The organism is Acinetobacter guillouiae (genome assembly GCF_002370525.2).
Lineage (GTDB): Bacteria > Pseudomonadota > Gammaproteobacteria > Pseudomonadales > Moraxellaceae > Acinetobacter > Acinetobacter guillouiae.
On sequence record NZ_AP014630.1, the window covers coordinates 4,032,330 to 4,051,980 of the forward strand.

The 19,651-nt window shown below is 39.9% G+C and carries 16 protein-coding genes and 1 pseudogene; 7 read left to right on the forward strand and 10 right to left on the reverse strand.

Translation table 11 applies throughout. The annotated features are described in order from the left end of the window. Nucleotides 1-6: 6 nt before the first annotated feature. From folK to mazG, 4 genes and pseudogenes are all read right to left on the reverse strand, one after another. A complete protein-coding gene (folK, locus tag AS4_RS18755) occupies nt 7-492 on the reverse strand; it encodes a 2-amino-4-hydroxy-6-hydroxymethyldihydropteridine diphosphokinase (protein ID WP_096735161.1) in 486 nt (161 codons plus the stop codon). Further along, nucleotides 486-1,967 (reverse strand): polynucleotide adenylyltransferase PcnB, encoded by a 1,482-nt coding sequence (gene pcnB / locus AS4_RS18760; protein WP_096735162.1) that lies wholly within the window; start codon nt 1,965-1,967, stop codon nt 486-488. The genes folK and pcnB overlap by 7 nt, the downstream gene beginning before the upstream one ends. A gap of 147 nt (nt 1,968-2,114) precedes the next feature. Then, a pseudogene (locus tag AS4_RS18765) lies at nt 2,115-2,575 on the reverse strand (ComEA family DNA-binding protein). Further along, complete coding sequence (mazG, locus tag AS4_RS18770; RefSeq protein ID WP_096735163.1) at nt 2,568-3,347, reverse strand: nucleoside triphosphate pyrophosphohydrolase; 780 nt, start codon at nt 3,345-3,347, stop codon at nt 2,568-2,570. Before mazG ends, AS4_RS18765 begins: the two are co-directional and overlap by 8 nt. Before the next feature lie 105 nt (nt 3,348-3,452). Between mazG and AS4_RS18775 the strand changes: the two genes are divergently transcribed. Further along, the gene (locus AS4_RS18775; RefSeq protein ID WP_096735164.1) at nt 3,453-4,226 is read left to right on the forward strand and encodes an SDR family oxidoreductase; all 774 of its coding nucleotides are present in this window, start codon (nt 3,453-3,455) and stop codon (nt 4,224-4,226) included. Between the two features lie 197 nt (nt 4,227-4,423). Continuing rightward, nucleotides 4,424-4,798 (forward strand): hypothetical protein, encoded by a 375-nt coding sequence (locus AS4_RS18780; RefSeq protein ID WP_096735165.1) that lies wholly within the window; start codon nt 4,424-4,426, stop codon nt 4,796-4,798. A 78-nt stretch (nt 4,799-4,876) separates the two neighbouring features. Here the strand turns inward: AS4_RS18780 and AS4_RS18785 are convergent, their stop codons facing one another. Genes AS4_RS18785 through cysM form a run of 4 tightly spaced genes read right to left on the reverse strand, consistent with a single transcriptional unit; the run spans nt 4,877 to nt 10,415 of the window. Continuing rightward, the gene (locus AS4_RS18785; RefSeq protein ID WP_096735166.1) at nt 4,877-7,183 is read right to left on the reverse strand and encodes a RelA/SpoT family protein; all 2,307 of its coding nucleotides are present in this window, start codon (nt 7,181-7,183) and stop codon (nt 4,877-4,879) included. A gap of 27 nt (nt 7,184-7,210) precedes the next feature. Continuing rightward, a complete protein-coding gene (gene rlmD, locus AS4_RS18790; protein ID WP_096735167.1) occupies nt 7,211-8,605 on the reverse strand; it encodes a 23S rRNA (uracil(1939)-C(5))-methyltransferase RlmD in 1,395 nt (464 codons plus the stop codon). An 8-nt stretch (nt 8,606-8,613) separates the two neighbouring features. Beyond that, a complete protein-coding gene (locus AS4_RS18795; protein WP_096735168.1) occupies nt 8,614-9,435 on the reverse strand; it encodes a 3'-5' exonuclease in 822 nt (273 codons plus the stop codon). A gap of 59 nt (nt 9,436-9,494) precedes the next feature. Then, nucleotides 9,495-10,415, reverse strand: a complete 921-nt coding sequence (gene cysM / locus AS4_RS18800; RefSeq protein WP_096735169.1) for a cysteine synthase CysM — start codon at nt 10,413-10,415, stop codon at nt 9,495-9,497. A 314-nt stretch (nt 10,416-10,729) separates the two neighbouring features. Between cysM and AS4_RS18805 the strand changes: the two genes are divergently transcribed. The 5 genes from AS4_RS18805 (at nt 10,730) to rsfS (ending at nt 17,268) form a co-directional block, all read left to right on the forward strand. Then, a complete protein-coding gene (locus tag AS4_RS18805; RefSeq protein WP_096735170.1) occupies nt 10,730-13,537 on the forward strand; it encodes a GacS-like sensor histidine kinase in 2,808 nt (935 codons plus the stop codon). A gap of 330 nt (nt 13,538-13,867) precedes the next feature. Continuing rightward, the gene (locus AS4_RS18810; protein ID WP_004725906.1) at nt 13,868-14,656 is read left to right on the forward strand and encodes a crotonase/enoyl-CoA hydratase family protein; all 789 of its coding nucleotides are present in this window, start codon (nt 13,868-13,870) and stop codon (nt 14,654-14,656) included. Between the two features lie 346 nt (nt 14,657-15,002). Continuing rightward, nucleotides 15,003-15,878: an NAD(P)-dependent oxidoreductase gene (locus tag AS4_RS18815; RefSeq protein ID WP_096735171.1), complete on the forward strand. Its 876-nt coding sequence runs from the start codon at nt 15,003-15,005 to the stop codon at nt 15,876-15,878. A 91-nt stretch (nt 15,879-15,969) separates the two neighbouring features. Further along, complete coding sequence (locus AS4_RS18820) at nt 15,970-16,764, forward strand: hydroxypyruvate isomerase family protein (RefSeq protein WP_034612357.1); 795 nt, start codon at nt 15,970-15,972, stop codon at nt 16,762-16,764. Nucleotides 16,765-16,866: 102 nt separating this feature from the next. Continuing rightward, nucleotides 16,867-17,268: a ribosome silencing factor gene (gene rsfS, locus AS4_RS18825; RefSeq protein WP_016539395.1), complete on the forward strand. Its 402-nt coding sequence runs from the start codon at nt 16,867-16,869 to the stop codon at nt 17,266-17,268. 84 nt (nt 17,269-17,352) lie between these two features. Here the strand turns inward: rsfS and AS4_RS18830 are convergent, their stop codons facing one another. Both AS4_RS18830 and AS4_RS18835 read right to left on the reverse strand, forming a co-directional pair. Beyond that, nucleotides 17,353-18,585 carry an ammonium transporter gene (locus tag AS4_RS18830; RefSeq protein WP_096735172.1) on the reverse strand — a complete coding sequence of 411 codons (1,233 nt, stop codon included), beginning with the start codon at nt 18,583-18,585 and terminating at the stop codon, nt 17,353-17,355. Nucleotides 18,586-18,965: 380 nt separating this feature from the next. Next, nucleotides 18,966-19,637: a 4'-phosphopantetheinyl transferase family protein gene (locus tag AS4_RS18835; RefSeq protein WP_096735173.1), complete on the reverse strand. Its 672-nt coding sequence runs from the start codon at nt 19,635-19,637 to the stop codon at nt 18,966-18,968. Between the last annotated feature and the right edge of the window lie 14 nt (nt 19,638-19,651).

Genomic DNA, 19,651 nt, shown 5'->3' on the forward strand with positions numbered 1-19,651 from the left:
AATCCTTTAATCAGCCCATGACTGATCTGCTAAAACACGAAGGGTTGAATGTTGCACGAAATCTAACTTTTGCAATGATTGTCCATTGACTTGGAGCTCAGGATCGAGATCCAACAATGGAATCACCACAAAATCACGCTCTAAAATACCGATATGCGGTACTGTGAGCCGCTCATTTATAATGTTTTTTTCAGCATAAAGCAAAAGATCTAGATCTAAAGTACGCTCACCCCAGCGGCGTAACCGTACTCGACCTGATTCATTTTCAATACGTTGCAGCTCATCCAGCAAGGCCAAAGGCGCTAAATCGGTGTGTAATTCTGCAACTGCATTGTGATAATTTGGCTGATCTTGAGGCCCCATCGGCGGGCTTTGATACAGCTTTGAAACGATAACAACACCTAAGTTTCTGAGTTTTTCTACAGCTTCCCGTAAAATTTGCTCAGAATCACCTAGATTACTGCCTAAACCAATATAGGTTTTAATCATGATTGGGTCGGTCCAAAAATCACACTGCTTAAATCACGTTGTACGCGTCTACGCTTGGTAATTGGATGATCCGCTGTGATCTCGCCTTTGTTTACTGCTGTTCGAGCATCATTTCTACTTCTAAAATCTTGAGATGATGTTGAATTTGACTTAGTCCGCGAACGACGGCTACGAGATTCTTGTTCTTTCACCAATGGTTCAATTTGCGTGGAAGCTGCTGCTTTTACATCTTCAACAGGGGCAACTTCAGCAAGTTTCTTACGACTCTTGGCACGCTGACGATTATAGCTGCCAATTGCACGCTCTTTCTCATCAGTCGACATGTCTTGGTAAGCTTCCCACCATGCACCCATACCATTGGTAGAAGCATCACCTGACTTCTCTCTCAACAACAAGAAGTCAAATCCTGCACGGAAACGTGCATGACCCGAAAGCGCTTCAATCTGTTGTGGTTTCGGGTTAAGCAAACGGCTTTGCATTTCCCAAACTTCACGAATAAAGGTTTCGGCAAAACGAGGAATAATGGTTCGTGTCGCTTGGCGTTTTAACACATCCAAACCTGCTTGAGCACGTGCTTCTGCAGCAACCACACCTTTAGCATGGTAGAAATCACAACGCGCTAAGAAATTATTCCAGAGCAATACCGCATAGAAAAATGCAGGATTAATGGTTTTACCCATTTGAATCCGTTGATCGGTATTTTTCGCTGCACGCTCTATAAATTGAGTAATCTCAGGGCTAATATCAGCAAATAATTGCTTCCAAATACCAAATTCAATCAACATCGGCATCACACGATGCAAATGCCCCATGGTGAATAATTTTTGCGACTCATCATATAAACGATGCGGAGAAACATCACGCAGCAATTGCGTCATTTCTTGGGTAAAAACGTCTAATATTTTAGGATCTATACTAAAATTTAACTTCGCAGCAAAACGTAATGTACGCAACATCCGTACTGGATCTTCTTCAAAACGAAGTGCTGGATCACCCAATAGTCTTAAAGTTTTAGTTTTTATATCATCAATAGCATGACAAAAATCGAGCACTTCCCCTTTTCGAGGTTGGTAATACATGGCATTGATGGAAAAATCACGTCGAGCAAAATCTTGCTCTATTGTTCCCCAATTGTTGTCACGTAAAATCATCCCTTGTGCAGAGGTAATGGCTTTTTTCGGTGGGGCACGGAATGTCGCCACCTCAATCAATTCACGACCTGAGTACACATGTGCCAATTCAAAACGTCGCCCAATAATTCGGCAACGACGACCAAATACCTCTTTCACCTGTGAAGGTGTTGCATTGGTCACAGCATCGTAGTCTTTCGGATTTAAGCCAAGCATTAAATCACGTACACCACCACCGACTATATAAGCTTCATAGCCAGCTTTAGTTAAAGAATCAATAACATCTAAAATGGAGGAAGGTAATTGAGCGGTGGATAACCCACACTTTGACGCACGCAAAGTTTGCAAAAGACACTGTCTCCTACGTCAGGACGTAAAAATCATAATTGTGCTAATGATATCGCTTACACAGCTAAAGGGCAATTTGATTCTCGCAAACTTCACTTGAATTTATGGACTATTGATAATTCGTCGATCTACAGGCTGTTAAACCCATCATAAACTCAACCGTGCTCTATTCTGCTCGAAAAGTTTCTCGCCAATCCCTTTGACCTTTTTTAAGTCATCGATACTTTTAAATCCGCCATTCTGATTACGATAAGCAATAATCGCCTGTGCTTTCTTTGCCCCACACCCGTGAGCTGTTGTAATTGTTCAGCATTTGCAGAATTTAAACTGACTTTTAAAGTAGAGCTACTTGAAGACTGAGCAGAAGATGATGGGCCTTTGTGATTGCTATTCGATGGCAATTTTTGGCTATTCGGTCGTGAAAGATAGTATTGATCGTCGACTTTTTTTAATTGTGCATCATGGGCCTGTTGTTGTGCTTTCCAGTTGAGATAAGCTTGATCAAACTGTTGTGCATACAAGCTCAAGGAGCAACTCAAAAGCACCAATAAAAAAGACGATTTGATTAGTTTTACTACACGATTAAAATAAAAATGCTGATTACTCATTGCTAACCTGTGATTTTAATTGTTGCTTTGCCTGATCCCAAAGGAGATCCATTTCTTCTAAAGATACATCTTCTAATCTTTTATTTTTAAAATTGATTTGATCTTCAATATAAGCAAAGCGAGATTTAAATTTATAAATGGTTCCTAACAGCGCCATCTCACTTGAAATGCCTAGTTTACGCCCTACATTAATTAAAGAAAATAAACAATCACCAAATTCATCCATAATTTCATCAGGTTTTTCCGATTGCAGCGCCTCTTCAAACTCTGCCAGTTCTTCTTTGACTTTATCATAGGCCTGCGCCACATCAGGAAAATCAAAGCCTACTTTTGCGACATTTTTTTGAATGTTTTCTGCCTGAGATAAAGCAGGACCATGTTTTACCGCATCTAAGCGAGATTGAGCTTTACCCAGTTTTTCTTGTTGTTTAATTTCCTGCCACAACACCGACACTTGTTCAGGGGTTAAATTATCAAATTGTTGTTTTTGAAAAACATGAGGATGGCGTCGGATCAATTTTTGACAAAGTACATCCACAACATCGTTAAAATCAAAAGCACCCTGCTCACTGTACATCTGTGATTGAAAAACCACTTGCAGCAATAAATCACCTAATTCATTTTTAATTTCATCTATATCACCAGAACGCACTGCTTCTTCCACTTCATATGCTTCTTCAATCGCATAGCGCGTTAAACTTTCAGGTGTCTGTTCACGATCCCAAGGGCATTCTGCACGTAATTGTTTCATGATGGCGAATAGCTGTTGCATTTTATGTCCTTTAAGATCAATAACAAATGACTGCACAACACTTGTTGTTCTGCATGTTTTATGTTCAACTCTTTGCAATCAAAATAAACTAAAAAGGATGCTGCAATGAGTCAAAGCATATTCATTAGTGGTGCTGCGCAAGGGATTGGGGCTGCGATTGCACGTCTATTCTACCAACAAGGTTATCAAGTTGGTATTTATGATATCAATGAAGCGCAGGCTCAAATTTTAGCAGATCAATTGGGTGACAATGCCAAAGCGGGCAAATTAGATGTGAGCGATTATGCACAATGGCAAACCGCGCTTAAAGAATTTTCTCAATGGGCAAATGGCCTCAACATTTTAGTCAATAATGCTGGGATTCTTTATTCTGGAGATTTTGAAAAAACCGAAATTAGTGACCATCACCGCACAATCAATATCAATGTCAATGGCGTTTTAAATGGCTGTCATGCCGCACTTCCCTATCTGAAAGAAGCAAAATTTGCGCGTATCATCAATCTTTCCTCAGCATCAGCCATTTATGGACAAGCAGACTTAGTCTCTTATTCTGCCAGTAAATTTGCCGTACGCGGTATTACAGAAGGGCTAGATATCGAATGGCAAAAATACGGCATTCGTGTACTGGATGTGATGCCGCTTTTTGTCCAAACAGCGATGGTGACAGACATGGATGCAGGCGCGATTCAAAACATTGGGGTCAGTCTCACGCCCCAAGATGTTGCCGAACAAGTGTTTGCCTTAGTCAAAGTCAAAGGAAGCATCTTAACGGCTACGCATACGCCTGTGGGATTGAAAACCAAAATTATGTTCCAACTCTCTGCAATCAGCCCCCAGTTTGTCAATCGTTTAGCCAATTTACTGCTCACCAAAAAGTAATTTTTGCTCGCCTGTAGGTCATAAAATAATTATGGCGTATAGGCTTAAGTCATTTATATTGATATAAAAATATTTTAGATTTTGATTGTAGTGCCGCCTTATGGAAAGCGCCTATTTCGCTTCATGACAGCTTTGTAATTTTTGTTTTTGTTATTTTAATTTATAGTTTTGTTTCCAATGTGCAAATGGAATAAACAATGAAAAAAACACTCCTAACAATAACCATACTTGCATCAAGTACAATCCTAACTGCCGCCCCACTGAGCACTACTGAACTAAAAAGTATGGATTGTGCCGCGCTTGCTGTTGAAAAAGCCAATGCAAGCCGCGTGCTCTCCTCTTCTGAAACTAAGGCAACGGGCAAAACCATTAGTAAATGGGCGGGTCTTGCAAGTAGTGCTTTAAATGCTTTTGGTGGGGGCTCTGATACAGCATCCAAAGCTGGAGGCTTTGCCAATAAGGTCTCGACTGAGTCAGATCCTGGCCAAGTCGATACTCAACTTATGACTGATGCTCAAGCCAACATAGAAAATATCGCCATTTACCAAAACTCAAAAAAATGTAGCGTGTAATTTTTATAGGGTGATTTCAAATCAAAAAAACCTGCATTGTGCAGGTTTTTTTGAAATAAATGAGGTCAGAACAGCGAACTAATTGCCTTGAACCAAGCGTCGAGCACTGATAATGCCAGGCTGTTGTTCCAATCTCGCCAAGAGGCGAGACAATTGCGCCAAGCCTTTCACTTCAATCAACAATTTCATATTGGCAATACCATCTGCTTCAGAAATCGTATTCACCTGACGGATATTGATCTGATCTGAAAAAATCACTTGGGTCAAATCTTTTAACAAACCACGGCGATCATACGCTTCCACCACAATTTGCACACTTTGCCCACGTGTCGGTTGCATCTCCCAATCCGCTTCAACCGCACGATCAGGTTCTAACTTGATCATGCGCATATAATCTGGGCATGCAACCTTGTGAATACTAACACCACGATTCAATGTGATATATCCAGCAATCGACTCACCATGAACAGGCTGACAACATTGTGCAATATGTAATTCAACATTGTCCAAACCATCAATTAAAATTCCATGCGCCGACAAGGTATGACTTGCGCGTGGATTTAATGTTGGTTTTAAAACCAGCTCTGGTTCATCCTGATCTAAGTGCATGTGGCGATTGACTTGATTGATCAAGGCATGCAGGCTAATTTCCCCACTCACCAATGACACCAAGATGTCATCCCCAGTTTTCACATTGAAATGATTACAATAATCACTTAAATCAATACTTTTCGGGTGAATCGCTAAACGTGAAAGTTCTTTATTGAGTAGCTCACGCCCAACTTCCAGATTTTTACTGCGATCCTGTTGTCTAAACCAGTGGCGCAACTTGTCACGCGCACGTGCTGTTTTAATATAACCCAAAGAGTTAACCAACCAATCACGATTGGGTTCACGATCTTTCTTGGTTAAAATCTCAACCTGTTCGCCTGTTTTTAAGGTATAGGTTAACGGCACATAGCGTTGGTTGACCCGTGATGCATAGCACTTATTGCCGACCTCAGTATGCACATGATAAGCAAAATCAAGCACCGTCGATCCGCGTGGTAGTTCTTTAATATCCCCATCACGACTAAACACATAGATTTTTTCAAACCCTTCAAAATCTTGAATTTGTTCAAAATCTTCTGTTTCATCTTCATTGGGATGCGCACTGGTTTCGGTACGTTCTTGATAATGTTCAAGCACTGCACGTAAAGAATGCAAACGATGATTAAATGAATAGTCAGTGGTTTTCGAGCCTTCTTTATAATTGAAGTGTGAACACACGCCCAACTCGGCTTCTTCATGCATTCCTTTGGTTCGGATCTGGATTTCCAAAGATTTATTTTCTGCAATCACCGCAGTATGTAAAGAGCGATAACCATTGGCTTTGGGGTTAGTAATATAATCATCAAACTGATGAGGAATATGACGCCAAATTTGATGCACAATGCCTAAAGCGTGATAACACTCTGCGACAGATTTAACCAAAACCCGTAACGCACGAATATCATAAAGCTGATCAAAACTCAGATTTTTACTCTTCATTTTGCGGTAGATCGAATAAATATGTTTGACCCGACCTGAAATCTCGGCCTCGATATCATGCCCAGCCAGCTCATTCTTGAGTTTATCCACCACAAACTGGATATATTGTTCACGTTCTAGACGCTTTTCATTGAGTAAAGAAGCAATCTCTTTATAACGTTCTGGTGCCAAATAACGGAAAGCAAGATCTTCGAGCTCCCACTTTAATTGCGCAATGCCTAAACGATGCGCCAAAGGCGAATAGATGGTGAGAATTTCTCGTGCAACACGCTCTTGACGCTCTTTTGAAGAATGCGCCAATTCACGTAAAGCAAAGGTACGTTCAGCCAGTTTAATCAAGACCACACGAACATCTTCTGTCACAGAAATCAACATCTTGTAGATGCCCGTCAGGTGTTCACGCTGATTATTATTAAAGTGATCTTCTAAACGTTTATTCTTTTCAATCAGTTCAGAAAGTTTACCCATCGCCAAAGTGCCTTTGACAAGGTTGTAAACCTGCTCACCGCATTGTTGCTGTATTTCCTCTAAAGTCGTGAGATCTTCACGCACACTACGATAAAGCACAGCTGCTGCCAGCGTATCTTCATCGACATGTAAATGCGCGAGAATATCGGCCATCCCAATGCCTGTTGCAAAGGTATTGGTTCTGGAATTTACTGTGGTCGCCAATTCTTTTTGTAATACTAATTGCGCGACTTCTTCTAACTGCTTAAGTTCAGCACCGTCTAAAATTCCACGCACTCGATCTAGCCAAGTTGCTAGAGCCTGTTGCGCTTCATCGGCATGTTCTACAGTCGCTTCCTCTGATAGCTCATTGAGCTGATCAGGAAGTTGCTCACGTACTGTGACCATACCCTACTCCTCTAACTCTATATTTCATTATAAATCGTTTATCTCTAATTTCTTTTCAAACAAAGCAATCGATTCTACATGCCCCGTGTGCGTAAACATGTCCATCACACCGGCTTTAGTGAGCTGATAACCATGTTGTACCAAAATTCCAGCATCTCTCGCCAATGTTGCGGGATTACACGACACATAAACGATTCTTTGCGCACCAAATTTGGGCAAATAATGCATAACTTGTTCTGCACCCGCACGAGGAGGGTCAATCAATAATGCATCAAATCCTTGATTTGCCCAAGAATAATGCGAAAAGTCTTTTGTTAAATCTTGTGAATAGAATTTAACATTGCTTATGCGATTGTTCAGTGCATTTTCTGTACCACGCTTCACCATCGCTTCACTACCTTCAACAGCAATGACTTTTCCTGTAGCACCCACACGTTGAGCCAACGGCAGAGAAAAATTCCCCAATCCACAAAATAAATCCAAAACAGTTTCGCCTGCTTTCAACTCAAGCAAATCACATGCCAGATTAACCATCTGTGGATTTACAGTGGGATTCACTTGGGTAAAATCTGTTGGATTAAACGCAAACTCGATATCAAAATCTTTTAAACGGTAATGCAAATGCATGTCTGCCTGAGCATCATCTAGCCGTTGTACACTTTCCACACCCGCAGGTTGCAAATACAACTGCCACTGTTTGTGTAACGCATATTGTTGCAATAGGTTGACATCATGGGCTTTTAATTTTTCAGTATGGCGAACCAATAATGAAATTTCGCTATCGCCTTTGGCTAATTCTATATGACCAATGCTGCTTTTGCCTTTTAGACTTTCGAGTAATGCCTTGATTTCAGGTAAGGCCTGATCTAATTCAATATCTAAAATTTTACAGGTTTCAATTGCAGTTAAGTGATTGCTCTGCGCTTCACGGAAACCCATCAATAATTTATTTTGTTTAGCTAAATAACGCACCCCTATTCGGGCTTTATGCCGATAGTCGGTACGCGTTGAACGCAATGGCACTAACCACTGTTCAGGTACTAAGCCTGCAAAGTGGCTAAGATGTGACTTTAAAACATCTTGTTTTAAGCGAATTTGCTCATCTGGATGAATATGTTGCATATTGCATCCACCGCAAGTACCAAAATGTGGGCAGATCGGTTGAATACGATGTGGATTTGGCTCACTGAGTAATTCAATACTGTCCGCTTCTTCAAGTTTGGATACTTGACGCGTCACCTGAGCTTTTACGATTTCACCAGGCAGCGCATAGCGAATAAAAACTTTTTTACCCTGCTTTTCACTTGGATGATTGAGTTCTGTTCCATAATGCGCAATCCCTCGCCCTTCGTGTGACAATCTTTCAACTTTAAAAATATATTGTGGAAGCTGAGATGGTCGAGGTTTGGCTCTATGTTTCAAAGGGATACCTAATCGGGTGTGGAGGAAAAATCTGCTTGAGTAAATTCAGTTCGCTGTGAGGTTTCACGCCAAACATTTAAAAACTCATGTTGTTGAGCTTGTCCTTGCAAATAATGAATCGAGGCTTGAATCCATAAACGGTGATCTTGTAAAGAAATCTGACCTTTAAGCAAAGCCCATCTTAAAAAAATCAACCATGTATTTAAAACATCACCTTCGCAATAGCTAGTGAGTTTCAACCATTGCTGTGTATTCACATATTCGGGAACAAAATAACCTGAAATACCACGTTTACCGGGATAACCCAATAAATGCGCAACATCATCCAATTTCTGGAAATGACGTCCATTAAACATCGCCATGACATCCATTAAGTCGACATGACGGTTGTGGTATCTGTTCTGATAGTTATTATACCTTTTTTGTGTGTCAATCTCACCTTGATCGAACAAACTTGGTGCAGATAGTCCATGATACATGGCACGGAATAAAATCACAGGCAAATCAAACTGTGAGCCATTCCAGCTCACGAGTGTTGGATGTCTTTTATCAAAGATAGATAAAAATTTTTGTAAAATTTCAGTTTCAGTATATTGCTCTCGACTAAATGAAAATAGTTTCATTACACTATTTTCATCAATCCACAATCCCGAAATACAGACAATTTCATGTAAAGCCAAGCGCTGAAAATCCATCCCCGATTCTTGACGGCGTAGTTTTGCCAACGCCTGTTCTAAATCGTCCTGTGGTAAATCCAAGCCATATAAATGCGCCCCAGACTTAAGATCGGTCAGGGTTTCGATATCAAAAACTAAAACTGGAAGACGCATAAAAGCTTTACTCAATACTCAAGTTTGCCATCATGAAGCAATTTATGACTTCGAAGCAACTATTCTTCATCCTCAACAGAGAACAAACCTGTAGAAAGATAACGATCACCTCTGTCACAGACAATACAGACAATCACTGCGTCTGGATTTTCTTCAGCAATTTTAACCGATGCCCATACAGCACCACCTGAAGAAGTCCCAGCACTAATGCCTTCTTGACGTGCTAAACGGCGTGCGGTTTTTTCTGCTTCAATTTGCGGAATATCCATGATCTGATCGACACGGCGTGGATCAAAAATAGTCGGTAAGTATTCTTGTGGCCAACGACGAATACCCGCAATATTTGAACCTTCTGAAGGTTGTAATCCGATAATTTGAATATCTGGATTTTGTTCTTTTAAATATTTAGAGATCCCCATGATCGTGCCCGTTGTGCCCATAGAGCTCACGAAATGGGTGATTTTTCCTGCGGTTTGTTGCCAAATTTCAGGGCCTGTAGTCAGGTAGTGTGCTTCCACATTGTCTGGGTTGCCAAACTGATTTAATACTAAACCTTGGCCTTCACTTTGCATTTGCAAAGCCATATCACGCGCAACTTCCATATTGGTTGCTTCGATCAATTCAGCGCCATAGGCACGCATCGCATCTTTACGTTCTTGGCTAGAGTTCCCCGGCATGATCAATTTCATTTTATAACCACGCATTGCGGCGACCATTGCCAACGCAATCCCAGTATTTCCACTCGTCGCCTCGATCAACGTATCACCCGGCTTAATTTGACCACGCTGTTCAGCTTTCATGATCATGTTATATGCAGGACGATCTTTGACAGAACCAGCAGGATTATTGCCTTCTAGCTTTGCCAATACTGTTGCTTGAGTATGACTTGCCAAACGTTGTAAACGCACCAAAGGAGTTTTTCCTACATAGTGATCTAACAAAAATTCGTCGGCTAAGAAATCAGGTTGTGTGTGACTCATCGGTTGCACCTATATCGAGGTGGGCATATTGTATGAAAAAAAGAAACATACTGCACATCTTTCCGCTTCATTTTGCTTGGAATGATCAAACTAAATTCATATATATCAACACACCCAAGTAGGAGCATGATTTTCTTTATTGAATAAAATTAAATACATATAAAAAAATAAACTTTACTTAGAATTAGAAATGATAAAGTTATCTATAAAACAGCATAACTCATTTTCAATTCACAAGATTTTTAGTCATATTGTCATGCAGGATGATTAAAGCATGTTAATATCTTTGCCATGGGCAATGAGTTGCTGGAACAATGTCGAATTTCAATAAAAAACTCTTTAAACGCTTAAAACTCAATCACGCTTATGGTCAACTTATTGCGTTAATTTTCGTGCCAATTATGATTTTGGCATGTGTTGGAACAGCACTGGTTCTTTCTGAAACATCAGCTGCTGCCAAGTCCAAACAGCGCTTCCAAGCCATCGCGATATTGAGCCGTTACCAATATACTGCTGAGCAACTCACCGCAGTCATGGAACAAGATCCAATTCAACACGCCAAAGCCGAAAGCATTTTACAAAAAATGTTTAACGAAAAGCATTTACTCAGCGCAGCGATTTTAGATGAAAATAACGTCAATCATTTAAGTGTAGGCTACCAAAATCAACGTGCTTGGCCAAAAATTCCAAAATCAGGCACTTTCTTTGGACCAATTCAAAATAAGTACAACAATATTTATGGGATTAAACTAAACCCTACCAAATCTGCTGAAAATATGTGGTTGGTGATTGAACTTGATAATCAACCTTTAGAAATTTCACATTATCGTGTCATGATCGTATTGATTACGACTGCCTTATTAACGCTACTGTTGCTTCTATTGTGTCTAAACTTCTATTCAAGACGCTGGATTGCACCGATGTACGAAATTCGGATGCAATTGCAACGCTTAAATGCAGATACGCTTGATCAACATATGGTGATCAACAGTACTGGTGAACTGCGCTTATTACAGCGTGATATTGCCAATGTAGTAAAACGGCTACATTTCAGTTTCCTTGAGCTAAAAGAACATACTGAACAAACGGAAGATGATTTACGTCGTACATTAGACACCTTAGAAGTCCAAAACATTACCTATAAACAAGCCCGTGATCAGGCGATTTCATCCAATCAGGCGAAGTCAGTCTTTCTTGCCAATATCAGTCATGAATTACGTACCCCATTAAATAGTATTGATGGCTTTATTCATTTGATGTTACGCCAAGACAATTTAAGCAATGATCAAAGTTTATATTTACAGACCATCCGTAAGTCTTCTGCACATTTATTGGCACTGATTAATGATGTACTCGATTTCTCGAAAATTGATGCAGGTAAATTAGAACTCGAAACTGCGCCTTTTGATCTTGAAGAAGCAATTTTCGATGTGATGGATATGCTCTCGCCATTGGCAGCGCAAAAACATATCGAGATGGCATTCTATTTTGCAGACAATGTGCCTAAACATGTCATTGGTGATGCCTTACGCTTTAAACAGGTGCTGACCAATCTTATTTCCAATGCGATTAAATTCACACCCGATGGTGAAATTATTGTTCGTGCGCGCATGGAACATGATGATATCGGGCAATGTTTGCTGCACTTTAGTGTACAAGACAGTGGTATTGGCTTAAGTGGCACCGATCGTAAACGACTATTTGAATCATTCTCTCAAGGTGATGCTTCTGTCACTCGCCAATTTGGTGGTACAGGACTCGGTTTAGCCATTTCCAAGCAACTTGTACATTTGATGCATGGTCAAATTGGCTTTGAAGATAACCAAGAACGCGCACCAACAGAAAAAGGTTCAACTTTCTGGTTTACCGCCATGTTAACGGTAAATGAAGATGAAGAAATTGTTCATCCTTCATTTAAAAACTTAAATGTGGTGTCTTTCTTGGCGCACCCTGCAACCGCCAATGTATTACGTCATTACTTAGAAGACTATCAAGTCCAGCACACCGAAGCACAATCGATTTTAGATCTATTTAGCCGCCTAAATAGCTTAGAAAAAAATACTGAAAACACCTGGTTGATCGTTGATCATAGTGGAGATACTGAAGCCTTACTTAGAGAAATTCGTGGTCGTTATCAAGGTCATTTGGCGGTATATGGTTATCAAATGTCACTTGATCCAAATATGTTGACTGAATATAAAGCACGTCCATTGTATCAACCGTTGAGTCGTAGTTCAGTGATTCAACTATTGAGCAATCAGCCTGTTTTTGAACAAGAACATCATAAAGACTTTAAAGGGCAAGATTTACACGTTTTAGCAGTAGATGATCATTTACCGAATTTGATCGTACTAGAAGCGCTATTAGGCGAGCTAAATGTAAAAACCACCAAAGCTCTCAGTGGTCAAGAAGCCTTAACCATTATTCAACAAGGGGTTGAACAAGGCGCAAAACCATTTGATCTTATCTTTATGGATATCCAAATGCCAGTCATGTCTGGGATAGATACCACACGGGCGATTCGTTCTTTGGAATCTACCTTAGATGGTATGCGGATGCCGATTATTGCATTGACAGCTCACGCATTGGCTGATGAGAAGCAAAAACTACTCAAAGTGGGTATGGACGACTATGTAACCAAGCCGATCCAGATTGAACAAATTATTCAAATTCTCACCAATTGGACAAGCGATAAATTTATTCAACATCAGCAGCCTATCGAAAATACAGTATATATCGAAGCGCTGGACTCTTATATTCTAGATTGGAAACAAAGCCTTGCTTTAGCGGCCAATAAAGAAGATCTCGCACAAGATTTGTTAAAAATGCTCGTCGACAGCTTCCCAACGGAGTTGGCTGAAATTGAGCAACTCATTGAGCTTGAGGACTTCCCGCAATTAGAACATGTCTTACATCGCTTATATGGTGCTACCCGTTATGTCGGTACACCAAAATTGCAACGCATTACGGGTGATTTTGAACAATTTATTTCCATGCTACGCAAAGAGCGCCGTAAAGCAGATGAAGCCTTTATCCAAGACGTGATGAAACGCTTTGATGAGCTTCAATTGGCGATTCATGAAGTTGAAACAGCTGCACAGCAGATTTTACCCGCTTCATAAATACAGCGCAGTTCTATCCAATTCAGCGCTATAAATGCTTTTCTTATGACGCTTTAAGCTGTTTTTAAATCCTAAGGATAAAACCCAAATTGACTCTGGATTTTATCTTGCGTATGGTTTTATTGTTTCTTTAAAACAGCATGAATTAGAACGACCTTTTCATTGCAATCATCTTTTCAAAAACCAATAAAATTACACAAGCCGCTGTTTCAATCCTGTTTTGGCTTTAGCACTCAATTGGCACATCAACACAGTTTCGGTGACTCTACTGTCATGTAACTATTCAATTCACATGCTATGCTGATGACCAAGGAAAAATGAGTCAAGATCATGGCACTACTACACATAGAAAAAAACAATGGTATCGCAACAGTTTCATTAAATCGTCCAGATAAACGCAATGCCATGAGTTTTGCTTTACTCCGTGAACTGGTAAGCGTCGCACAACAGATTAAAAAAGACCGCAGTATTCGTGTGGTGATTCTGACGGGTGAAGCCAATGTATTTAGTGCAGGTATTGACCTTGCTGACTTAAATAGTCCCAAAAATACAGCCTTTGCGGCTTGGGAACTGATTAAACCTGGTCAAAGCCTATTCCAAAAAGCATTTTTGATCTGGCAAGAACTGCCTGTCCCTGTCATTGCAGCAATTGAAGGTTTCTGCTTTGGTGCAGGGATGCAACTTGCATTGGCTGCAGATATTCGTATTGCACACCCAGAGACTAAAATGTCCATCATGGAAAGCCGTTGGGGGCTTGTGCCTGACATGGGCTTAACCCGTTCAATCAAGGGCGTGATTGGTATTGATTTAGCCAAAGAGCTTACCCTGACTGCACGTATTTTTGATGGCAATTATGCCAAAGACATTGGTTTGGTGACGCATGTAGACGACTCACCTTTGGCAAAAGCTCAAGCCATTGCAGAAGAGATGCTGCAACGCTCGCCAGATGCGCTGATGGCTGCTAAACGTGTTTTAGATGCTATGGAACATCAACCTCAGAAATCTTTACGTTTAGAGAAGATTTGGCAGTTAAAATTACTCTTGGGTAAAAATAGTCAAATTGCACGTAAAAAGGATAAAAATCCTGAATTAAAATTTTTACCGCGCCAATATAAATAATCTAAAACTTAAGGGTCTGTTAACAATTCATCTATATTTGCGACTACGAGTGTTTTTAGCTGATACGAAATTTAGTCTTTCTAAATGACAAATAATATTGTTTCACAAGCTAACCACAAAATAGCAAAAAACACTCTTGTCCCCGGCTTCGCCTTGCGCCGCGAACAAAGCAATGCTTTGTTCTTGCTCAGGTTGTGACTAAAATTATCTCAGCCTTCGTTATGAAACTCGAAAATAGTCTCGCTATTCTCTTCGTTTCATGCCTTGCCTGCTCAATTTTAGCCTACAACGCAAGCAATTTATGAAATGTCTACAAACCCTTTTTGAAAATTTTTTGAGTTATAAAATGAATTTTGATCGTAACAGTAAAATTGCATTTTTAGGGATGGGATTAATGGGTAGCCGTATGGCAACCCGATTAATCCAAGCTGGCTTGCATGTCGCGGTCTGGAACAGAACAGCATCTGCCTGTGACGCCCTTATTGATCTAGGCGCTCACCCATTACAGCTTGAGAATATTGCAGAATATCCGATTATTCTCAGCTGCCTTGCTGATGATAAGGCTGTACAGCTGGTTTATGAGCACATTGAACCTTATTTACAAGCCAAGCAAGTGATTGTGGATTTCTCCAGTTTATCTGTGGATAAAACCAAGCAGCTGGCTGATAGCGCAACAACAAAACAAGTGATTTGGATTGACTCACCTGTTTCAGGTGGAACAGCAGGCGCTGAAAATGGCACGCTGGTCATTTTTGCTGGGGGCAATGCTGAGGTGATCCAAGCACTAAGCCTCGTTTACAACATCCTCTCACAGCGTGTAACCCGTATGGGTGAAACAGGTACTGGACAAGCCACTAAAATCTGTAACCAACTTATCGTTGCTGCCAATAGTACCTTGATCGCGGAAGCTGTTGCGCTTGCCAGTAAAGCAGGTGTAGATACAACCCTATTGGCTCCGGCTTTGGCGGGTGGTTTTGCCGACTCAAAACCTTTCCAAATTTTAGCCCCACGCATGGCAACACATACTTTGGAGCCAGTACAATGGAAAGTACAAACGCTTTCTAAAGACTTAAATAATGCCATTCAACTTGCACAAAAATTTGATTTAGAAATCCCTGTGGCTCAACGTGCACTGGGGCAATTACAAAGCCATCAAAACAACGGATTTGCTGAGTCTGATTTAGCCACAGTCATTCATCAAGTGGAAAATAAATCGGGTTAAAATACACGGAACTACACATAAATAAGTTGAAAAATAATCTATTGCCTACTACATTGAAGATGAAAGTCCAAATATAGCAAGGAGCGTTCTTATGACTAAACTCGCAGTAAACCTATCCTTGATTTTTACTGAAGTGCCGCTCATTGAACGCTTTGCTTTGGCACATCTTCATGGCTTCCACAATGTAGAAATTCAATTTCCGTATGAATTAAGCATTGAAGAGATTCAAGCACAGCTTGAACAATATGACTTAAGCCTTTGCCTGATCAACGTTCCCACCGGTGATTTAATGCAAGGTGGAAACGGACTTGCTGGTGTACCAGGTCAAGAACTGGCATTTCATCAAGCCCTAGAACTTGCAATTGAATATGCAGAAGCGCTCAATGTTCCAAACGTCAATATTTTGGCAGGTAAACAACCCCAAGATGCTGATTTACTCCCCTGTTTAAATACCTTAGCAAATAATTTAAAACTGGCTTGTCATCTGCTCTCTAATCGTGATATTCAGCCTGTATTTGAAATGATCAATGGTACTGACATGCCGCGTTTCTTGGTGCAAAATATTGCACAAGGCCAAGAAATGTTAGAAGCGGTACAACATCCTGCATTAAAAATGCAATTCGACTGTTACCACATGGCGATGATGGGCGAAGATGTACTGGCAGCCTTACAAGAAAATATTGATTGGATTGGGCATATCCAATTTGCTGACTGCCCAGGACGTCACGAACCAGATACCGCACAAATTGATTATTCTGCAATTTTTTCATGGTTAAAACAAAGCGCCTATACGGGCTTTATTGCAGCAGAATACAAGCCACAATCGCATTCAAATCAGTCATTTGCATGGAAAGAAAAATATTTTTCCAACAACCATAGCTATTAAATTGGGATGTGCTTAGACAAACGGTTGCATTGTATAATTTGTATTTTTTAGACAAAAGCGCTATATTAGAAGATGAGATATTTTCTGGAAAATATACCTTATATGAATTTAGAACCATCGCCCAGCGCTTCTAATTCTCACGAACTTGCAATGAACACTCAAAATCAAGACGTACAGACTTGTTTAAAAGTCGTACAAGAAGCTCTACTTGATGTAAAAGCCAAAGATATTATTCAACTTGATGTCAGCGCTATTAGCAACGTTTCAGATGCAATTGTCATCGCGAGCGGGACATCAACACGCCATGTTAAAGCACTTGCTGACAATGTTGCTGAAGAAGCACGTAAAGCAGGCTTTCGCCCAATTGGTGTTGAAGGTGAACGAGACGCTGAATGGATCCTTATCGATTTAGGATTTGTAGTCGTACATGTGATGCTACCAACAGCACGTAAATTTTATGATCTGGAAAGTTTATGGCGTGCGACACCTGAAAGTGTTGCCTAACTTTTAATACAGAACTTAAATATGAAAAAAGCGACTTTATGTCGCTTTTTTTAGTGCTTGGTTTTTTTCAAAGCTTTTAAGCACTCAATTTTTTAACGACTTAATTGAGTATGCATTACGCAGTTTACAAATCAGTTTAAATACTAAGAATGCAACGCCAAAACTCCACACAAAATTTACCGCAATCCCGATACTTTGATCAATAACACTGGCTTTGTTGGCTAAATTAATCACGGGGTTATCTGTCAATGAGACAGCCAATGTCCCCCATGCTCCACAAATACCGTGTACCACGACAACTTCACGAATATGCTTAGAGTCAATCCAATAGGCCAATAAACGAGGTAGATAGATTGTGAATAATCCAGAAACCAAGCCAATAATCAATGCCGATGATAAATTCACTAAACCACAACTTGCCGTGATCGCAACCAAGCCACCTAAAGCGCCTTTAATCATTTCAACCCATGAAATAATTTTATTGTTGAGTACCAAAGAAAAAACCAAGGGTGCAATCATTGCCCCAAAAAGTGCAGCAAAGGCATTGACGACAATGACTCCTATATCCGCATAGAGTGCTGAGATATAAACTACATTTAGACCTGACCATGCCAGCCAAAGAATAAAGCCAGCCAATGCCAAAGATAAGATTTTATAATCTTCAAAGATTAAGTCTTTTTTTAAGATTTCTTGTCGGTCTTGAGGTTTTAAAGTTAAGTAGCCCGCCAAAACAATCCATGCTGCGGTGGAGTGCACCACGGTTGAACCCGCGAAATCAATAAATCCTAATTCTTTTAACCAGCCCTTACCAAATAAGATATTTCCCCAAGTCCAGCTACTAAAGAAAGGAAAGATCACACCTGCGATCATCAAACCAGTTATCCAGTTAACCAATAAGGGAACTTTACTCGGAATCACTCGCCCAACCACAGTGGTGATTGTGGTGGCCATTAGGGTATAAAAAAATAATAAATTCCAATGCCAGCCATGCAGCATGCCATTCATATATTTTTCGGAGCTGGTATCCCCTGCAAGGAGAATTTTTGCGCAGAAGAAACCAAAAATAAGTGTTCCTAAAACTGCAGAAACATAATTGACCAATAATGCGGAAATTGACTTATAGGTATTTTCATATCCGCCTTCAACTACAGCAAAACCAGCCTGCATCAGAATAACAAATATTCCACCAAAGAATAAAAGCTCGTAGTTGGTAATGAGGTTAAAAGCCGCAATGTCACTTTCTAAGCTTGAAGCAAAACTAAAATTTGGATAAAAAAATATGATGCAAATTAAGCTGATGAAGTATTTAAATCGCACTATATAATTAATCCTAACCTATCGCTTATTCATCGCTTTAAATTCACAATAATTAGTATTTTCGCTACTTAATTATCATTTAATTTATCAAGTATAGAGAATTTCATTGAGAAATAAACCAATTTTTATGTAAAAAATATAGCTTACAAAGTACATGCTTCTAGCAAGATTGTTTGATCGTGATCGAATACTATTTATTTTTATTTAAAGATAAACAGCTTACATTTAACTGGTTTTATTAAACAATGCCGATTTGCAATACAAGTGGCTTAAGCTTGAAAATTTCAACACTTAGATGTATAGATGTCACACTCTAATATGGAATAACGTTGTTGCAATTTATGTGTTATGCAGAATGAAAACGTCTATACAATCTTTAATTAACCATGTTGAATGATTTGAATCTGTGGAAATGCAAAGCCCTTACAGGATAATTCAGAACGCCATGCCACCGTCAGCATGACTCGGCTCAGCTGGAGATTTTGATAGGCAAAACTGCCCAATAGCGGATGCGTAGAGATCCCACCATCATTCATCACATGCACTCCAGTATTTAGCTCATTTAGACTCAAACGAATCCCTAAGCCTGATGCTTTTAAAATCGCCTCTTTTGTGGTCCACACCTTAAACCAAAAAGTAGGATCAAAGTCTAACGCTTGCCAAGCCTGATATTCTTGGGGATGAAAAGCATGTTTTGCCAAAGCTTCAAAGCGAACCTTTCGATCTAAATCCTCGACATCCACACCCAGATCTTGGATCTGCTGACTACTCGCCAAAGCATAATGGTGCTGGCTATGTGAATGATTCACGTGAAACTTTGGATAATCAATTAAATAGGGTTTACCAAAATCTGTTTTTTCAAAAGAATGATTACTGATTTCAACTGAAAAAATATCGGACAATAATTGGTTTCTATATTGATAGATCGCCTGTTTCAGTTCTTGGATCTGCCCCTTTCGATCGATCGAATGGTAACTCGGAAGAATATTTTGAATAGAATTAACATCCAATTGAATAATACGATTCACAACCCATTCCCAAACATTTTTCATTATCTTAAATCAAA

Bases quoted from the DNA above. Each gene is read 5' to 3' on its own strand.
- cysM (WP_096735169.1), bottom strand. From the start codon at position 10,415: ATGAGTCACACACAACCTGATTTCTTAGCCGACGAATTTTTGTTAGAT.
- mazG (WP_096735163.1), bottom strand. From the start codon at position 3,347: ATGCAACAGCTATTCGCCATCATGAAACAATTACGTGCAGAATGCCCT.
- AS4_RS18775 (WP_096735164.1), top strand. From the start codon at position 3,453: ATGAGTCAAAGCATATTCATTAGTGGTGCTGCGCAAGGGATTGGGGCT.
- rsfS (WP_016539395.1), top strand. From the start codon at position 16,867: ATGAATTTAGAACCATCGCCCAGCGCTTCTAATTCTCACGAACTTGCA.
- AS4_RS18810 (WP_004725906.1), top strand. From the start codon at position 13,868: ATGGCACTACTACACATAGAAAAAAACAATGGTATCGCAACAGTTTCA.
- AS4_RS18835 (WP_096735173.1), bottom strand. From the start codon at position 19,637: ATGAAAAATGTTTGGGAATGGGTTGTGAATCGTATTATTCAATTGGAT.
- AS4_RS18820 (WP_034612357.1), top strand. From the start codon at position 15,970: ATGACTAAACTCGCAGTAAACCTATCCTTGATTTTTACTGAAGTGCCG.
- AS4_RS18795 (WP_096735168.1), bottom strand. From the start codon at position 9,435: ATGCGTCTTCCAGTTTTAGTTTTTGATATCGAAACCCTGACCGATCTT.
- AS4_RS18815 (WP_096735171.1), top strand. From the start codon at position 15,003: ATGAATTTTGATCGTAACAGTAAAATTGCATTTTTAGGGATGGGATTA.
- AS4_RS18780 (WP_096735165.1), top strand. From the start codon at position 4,424: ATGAAAAAAACACTCCTAACAATAACCATACTTGCATCAAGTACAATC.
- AS4_RS18805 (WP_096735170.1), top strand. From the start codon at position 10,730: ATGTCGAATTTCAATAAAAAACTCTTTAAACGCTTAAAACTCAATCAC.
- AS4_RS18785 (WP_096735166.1), bottom strand. From the start codon at position 7,183: ATGGTCACAGTACGTGAGCAACTTCCTGATCAGCTCAATGAGCTATCA.